Origin of the sequence: Clostridium sp. ATCC 25772 (assembly GCF_001573875.1) — a bacterium.
Taxonomy (GTDB): domain Bacteria; phylum Bacillota; class Clostridia; order Clostridiales; family Clostridiaceae; genus Clostridium_J; species Clostridium_J senegalense.
In genome coordinates this window covers 59,672-65,671 of sequence record NZ_LFRG01000017.1, presented here as the reverse complement: position 1 = coordinate 65,671, position 6,000 = coordinate 59,672, and the positions used below count along the sequence as shown (strand labels likewise).

The window sequence follows — 6,000 nt, the reverse complement described above, 5'->3', positions numbered from 1 at the left end:
CATTTGTTTATATTGCTGCTATTTTTGTTTTATCTAAATAAGTTTTAGATATTTTGTTTTCAGACACGTCCTAATTAAAAAATTTTTCTTTGTTGCATTCTTTATGCTATATTCTTCTTGAACAAACCCAGATACACCCTTTGTCTTATTATTTTTCATATAATAAATGCCTCCTATAATCACAACTATCAATATAGTTAAAATTATAATTAAACTTTTTTTATCTTTCACAAATTTACCTCCTATTTTTAACTACATTTTTAAAAAACATATAAAACTGATATACCTTTTTCCATTAATAAATATTAAAATCTAAATCTAAAATCATCCTTAAATTATATACATTTTTCAAAAATTATATATAAATTATATTTATCCTCTTTACTCTTTATACCTTTTACTTTCACAGTAAATTATATAAACATTATACTTTAAAGTATTTTTTTTACAATACAATTAAAGAAAATTTTATCTTTCGTTCATTAATGATGTAATTTATTAGAAATTATTTTTTATATTACTAAAAATTGAATAAAATTATACATTTTACATTTTGAAATGATACTATCACTTCATATTTTTGTTTCTTCTTTAATTTCACTTTAAATTAAAGAAGAAATTGCAAAAGCAATTTCTTCTAAAATCTTTTTTGTTAACAAAAATATAATTATTAATTAACTTTTGTTCTACTTCTTTATTTCGTAGTTTACCTTGTATTGATTTTCTATAACTACTTTGCCATTTGAATCTTTACATACAACTTTAACTACGTTTTCTCCCTCTTTTAATTTAACATCATACTTAAATATTATTTTCTCTGAATCGTCTTTTACTAATTCTACCTTTTCATTATTTATTGTTATTTCATTTATGCTTTCATTAACTTCTCCTGATATTTTGTAAACTTCATTATCTGATAAAACTTTATTTTCCGCAAAGTTCTTATCAGCAAAACTAATTAAGTCCTGTCTACCTTCTTCTTTAAGCTCTTGTTTAGGTTCTTCTTTTGATAAATCTATAGAAACTGTTCCACCGCCTAAATTATTAGCATAGTCTAAAACTCCTATTGTTATTTCATTATTACCACTTGGGTTTAATCCAGTTATAACCTTGCTATATAATCCAGTATTGCTGTCATATTCTACTTTAGCCTCTGTTGCATCCTTATTTAATTCTCCATTTATTAAAACTGGGAATTTAGCTCTATCTAAAATTCCTGATTCTTCATCTACTGCCTTAAAGTAAACTTTTACCTTTCCATCCCCAAGGTCTTCATATTTTTCAGCACTAAACCAAGGAGACTTAGTATCTACTTTTACTGGAATATCAACCATTTGATCTTTTGCTCCAATAAAATCTATTTTCATTTTTACTCTATAGGTGTATTGTCCATTTGATGCAGTTACAAATCTACCAGTAGAACTATTAAATACTTTTCCATCCCAAACTAAATTAGGAATAACTGTTGGAACTTGACCTTGTTCTGTAGATATTAAATTCTTTCTTAAATTATTAACTTCTCCTAAAGTTCTCACAACTTTTCCATTTGAATCTAAAATTTCTACTTTAACAGATTTAGCATTTCTCATTAAATATAATGCTGGATAAATAACATCATTAACTTTATCACCATTTGGACTTATTGCTATTTTAGATCCGTCATATTTATAAGTTTTATCAGGATTTTCTCCAACAACACCTAAAATATTTATAGAATCTTTACCAAGTCTTCTAACATTACTTAATGCTAAATTTTCTACTAAAACTGAAGGGTATTTTCCATCTGCAATTAGAGTATTTACCAATTTATGCTTATCTTGATCCCAAGCATTATTAGTTATCATACTTTCTTTGTCCCACTCACCATAGAATCCCATATAAGGTATATTTAATGATGGTGAAGCTGAATTTTTAGAATTTAGTTTTATATAACCTTCTAAATATTTGTCTTTTTCCATGCTAGAGCCAATATTTAAAGTAACTTCAACTTTTGCACTTTCTTTTGGAGCAATTGAAATTGTATTTTTATCAAAGGTCAAATTTGCTTCCTTATCTGAAAGTATAACATCTTTAATCATTTCGCCTGCTTTATCTTCAGCCCTTTGTGTTAAAACTCCGCCTAAACTTTCTATATTATATTCCACTTTTTCATTACCATAATTTTTAATATCTAAAGTAAAGGTAGCTTTATCACCTTTTATTTCTTTTAATGCTACAGCTGCTTCACCATTATTAGTCACCATAACTTTATTTTTTACAGCATCTTCAACTTGTATAAGTCCTGCACCTTGTCTTCTTGGTGAATAAGGTGTGTCACTCTTATCCATCTTCACAGCTGAAGTATTCATCATTATATTTTTAGCATAATCTGTAAGCTCTCTTCCCTTTAATTCTGGTGCATATTCTTTTATAGCTTGTAATAACAATGCCATTGATCCAGAAACATGAGGTGCTGACATTGATGTTCCACTCATAGTTCCATGACTACCTTCGTTTAAAGTAGAGAATATTTGTCCACCTGGTGCTGCAACTTGAGGCTTAAATTCTAGACTTGGTGATGGACCCCAAGACGTAAAGTCTGAACAATCTGCTGCATTTGGATTTTCTCCAGTAGAAGATGTTATATCGCCGTTAAAATATACTTTACCATTTTTGCTAGCATCTAAAACTTTTGCTCCTGCATTATTTCCTACAAATATAGCTGGTATTTTAATATTTGGATCCGTAGCCATATTTATAAGTGACTCATCGCCATCTACATTATAAATAATTACGCCAATAGCACCTTTAGATTGAGCATTCAGTATTTTATCTGTAAAACCTAATTCTCCTCTTTTTATAAGTGCAACTTTACCTCTAACTGAACCTAAATCTGTCTTATTACCTACTCCACCATCTACTATTTCATAGTCTTTATTATAGATACTCTCAAAATCAACTTGATGCTCTTTAAAACTTCCTTGTGATACAACTTTACCATTTCCATCTTTAAAAGATATTACCTTGTTAGCAATATTTGAATTTTCATAACTTGCTACCATAAATGCATCTTTTGCAAGTGCTGGATCACCAACAGTTATTTGGTCATTTAAAGTGCCTAATCCATAAGGGTCAGTTGAATATCCACTATTACCAGCTGAAACTACAACCATAACACCTGCATCTGTTGCTCTTCTTATTGCATCTTGAACTGGATCTGAATCCTTTCTATATCCAGCTGGAGCACCTAAACTCATATTTATAACATCTGCTCCTAGTGAAACAGCATCATCTATTGCAGCTAATTGGTCATCAGAATAAGTGTATTGACCGTTTGCTCCATTTGAAAATACTTTCATTGCTAGTAATTGAACTTCTGGTGCAACACCTTTAACTGATTGATTGCTTTCCATTAATTTTTCATCACCATCTGCACCAACAATACCAGCTACGTGAGCACCATGTGGTGATTTAGCATCTCTTAAATCTACAATTTCATTATTTTTATCTGCATAATTATATCCAAAAGGAATTTTTTCAGTAAAGTAAGTTTCTGCATTTTTATCAGCTTTTAAAACGCCACTTGCTTTTATTCCCTCTACTTTTTCTTTATTTAATTTTAATTTTGAAGAATCATCAGGGTTCTTAAAGTCTTTGTGTTTGTAATCTATTCCAGTGTCTACTATGGCAACTACCATGCCTTCGCCCTTCATGCTGTATTTTTTCCAAACATTTTCTATTTGAGTAAGTTTTCTTGCACTATTCATATCTTCTGTATATCTTTGAACTTCTACAACTTTTTTAACACCAGGAATATTTTCTATAGTTTTTATATCTTTTCTTTTTACCTCTGCACTAAATCCGTTAAATACATTAGTATAGCTATGTCGTATATTGACATCTTCCAAATTAGAAACAGCATCTTTTACTGGTTTTTGGGAATCTTCAACCATAAGCCTTTGGCCTTGTGTAACTTCTCCAGTTCCTTTTAACATCTCTTGTGCAGATTGTCCTTTAACTTCAACGATAACTCTTATAACTTCTTCTTGATTTTCATTGTTTTTTAATATAGTATCTACTTCTGGTAAATAAGACTCAAAATCTTTTAAAATCTTTTCCTTTGTTTCTACTGATAAAGGCATATTTAAAAGTTTATCTGCTTCTTCTGCCTTTGCCATACTAGGAATTGAACCCATTGTTAATGATGCTAATAATGCCACTGTTATAACCTTGGATAAATTTTTTCGGAATTTATTGTGCATAAATTCTCTCCCCCTTAGATTTTAAATTTTTTAATAAGGCATATGAAAAGAAATAAAAAGTCAAAGATTCCAAGCATATTTGTCACGAGATAAGGAGATGAAATCTAGCCATAGTAAGGCTATGTCTGGATTTTACCAACAAAGTATTCATGGCAAATAAATAAGAATACTAGCTTATTATTTATTTGATTATGCCTAAACATATAAAAATAAAATATTTTTTAAATTCATATGCTATGTACATATGGGGTTCTAAACTATTAACTAACTACAGTTGTACTTATTTTTATCAACTGATAACAAAAATTTGATGTATAAATTTAAATTGGAGCTTGTATCCCTATAAATATATCCTAATAATAGTTAAATATTTTTAAGACATGCTATGAATTTTGGATACAATTTTAGTTGTTTTTATATTTAAAATTAACTATCTAATCTATTAATTATTTATAGATCCAAGTATAGCTCCATAGCAAGTGGAATATATTCATTTTAAAATATCTATAACCATTTAAAAATTTTCCGTTAAGTTTGTGTATAAATATTCCATTTGTTAAATTTACATTAACTTTTTGTTGTATATTTATTAAATTAGATTTACTAATAATTATGTTGGGATTTTAATGTACTTTAAATAATTACAGTAAGACTTTAAGATGTAATTTTAAAGTAAACTATATGTGCTTTCAAAATTTTGATGTGATATACTTTTTAGCAAAACAAACTTCTAAAAATATATTTAAATATGTCTTTAATTATTTTTTATACCTTGTAATACTACATAAACTATTTAAATTCATGTTATATTTTTATTATACTTCGCTACTTTTTCTTTGCAATATTGTTTCTTATAATTTATTTAGATTTTTATTTTTTTATTTTGTTACTATTACTTTTTCGACATTTTCATATTAAATTTTGTTTTTCCCTTTATTTGATACATTTTTACATTTTAATTTGTATCTTATTCAATTGCAACACTACATAGATACATTCTTATTTAAAATTAACAATATTAATCCTGTTTATTTATTCGTGAATACCTTATATTTAAACAATATAATTTCCAAAATAATTTTACTATTAGTACTGAATTACCCATTTTTTTTAGTTAGAATCCAATACTTTATACTATGTTATAACTTTGAAAATACCATTTCAAAAAATTACAGTATTTATATATAATAAGATAAAATTCCTGAACAACAAATATTTTTAAGCAAAAGACTTTGATAGTTAAGAGTTAAGAGTGAATAGTTAAAAGTTATAGTTATTACTACTCGCTTTGCTCCTAGTAATCTAGTAATACTCAACGTACTTTTATATAAATTTGCAAAGCAAATTATATTATTAGATTAAAAAGAAAGTGGTTGCCACTTTCCTCCTAAATTCTTAATTCATAATTCCTAATCCTTAATTTTTTTATTTTATCCCCATAATAAAATAAGCAAAGAACCACTACCTCTATATTAGTTTTAGTGAAATTTTTAAATAAGCAATTACTACTAGTGTTGGCTCCATCACAAATGGGACTTCTTTAATTAAGAGTTAAGAGAGTTAAGAGTTACTAATTATGGTTATTACTACTCACTTCGTTCCTAGTAATGCTAAACGTATTTTTTTAATTTGGTTTTATTAACAAAATCTAAGCAAGCAATCACCCAAGTTTCCACCTCCATCACAAGAGGGACAGACGCATAATTGGCTACTTTTCTGTACTTTAGGCTTGATACTTTTGTTGATTTTAGTTTTTCTC

General features: G+C 27.4%; 2 protein-coding genes. Both read right to left on the bottom strand.

What is annotated here, in order from left to right; genetic code table 11:
- Window positions 1-33: 33 nt before the first annotated feature.
- Window positions 34-231 carry a hypothetical protein gene (locus AZI32_RS08675; RefSeq protein ID WP_061995464.1) on the bottom strand — a complete coding sequence of 66 codons (198 nt, stop codon included), beginning with the start codon at window positions 229-231 and terminating at the stop codon, window positions 34-36.
- A gap of 455 nt (window positions 232-686) precedes the next feature.
- Window positions 687-4,241, bottom strand: a complete 3,555-nt coding sequence (locus AZI32_RS08670) for a S8 family serine peptidase (RefSeq protein ID WP_061995463.1) — start codon at window positions 4,239-4,241, stop codon at window positions 687-689.
- Window positions 4,242-6,000: the final 1,759 nt, after the last annotated feature.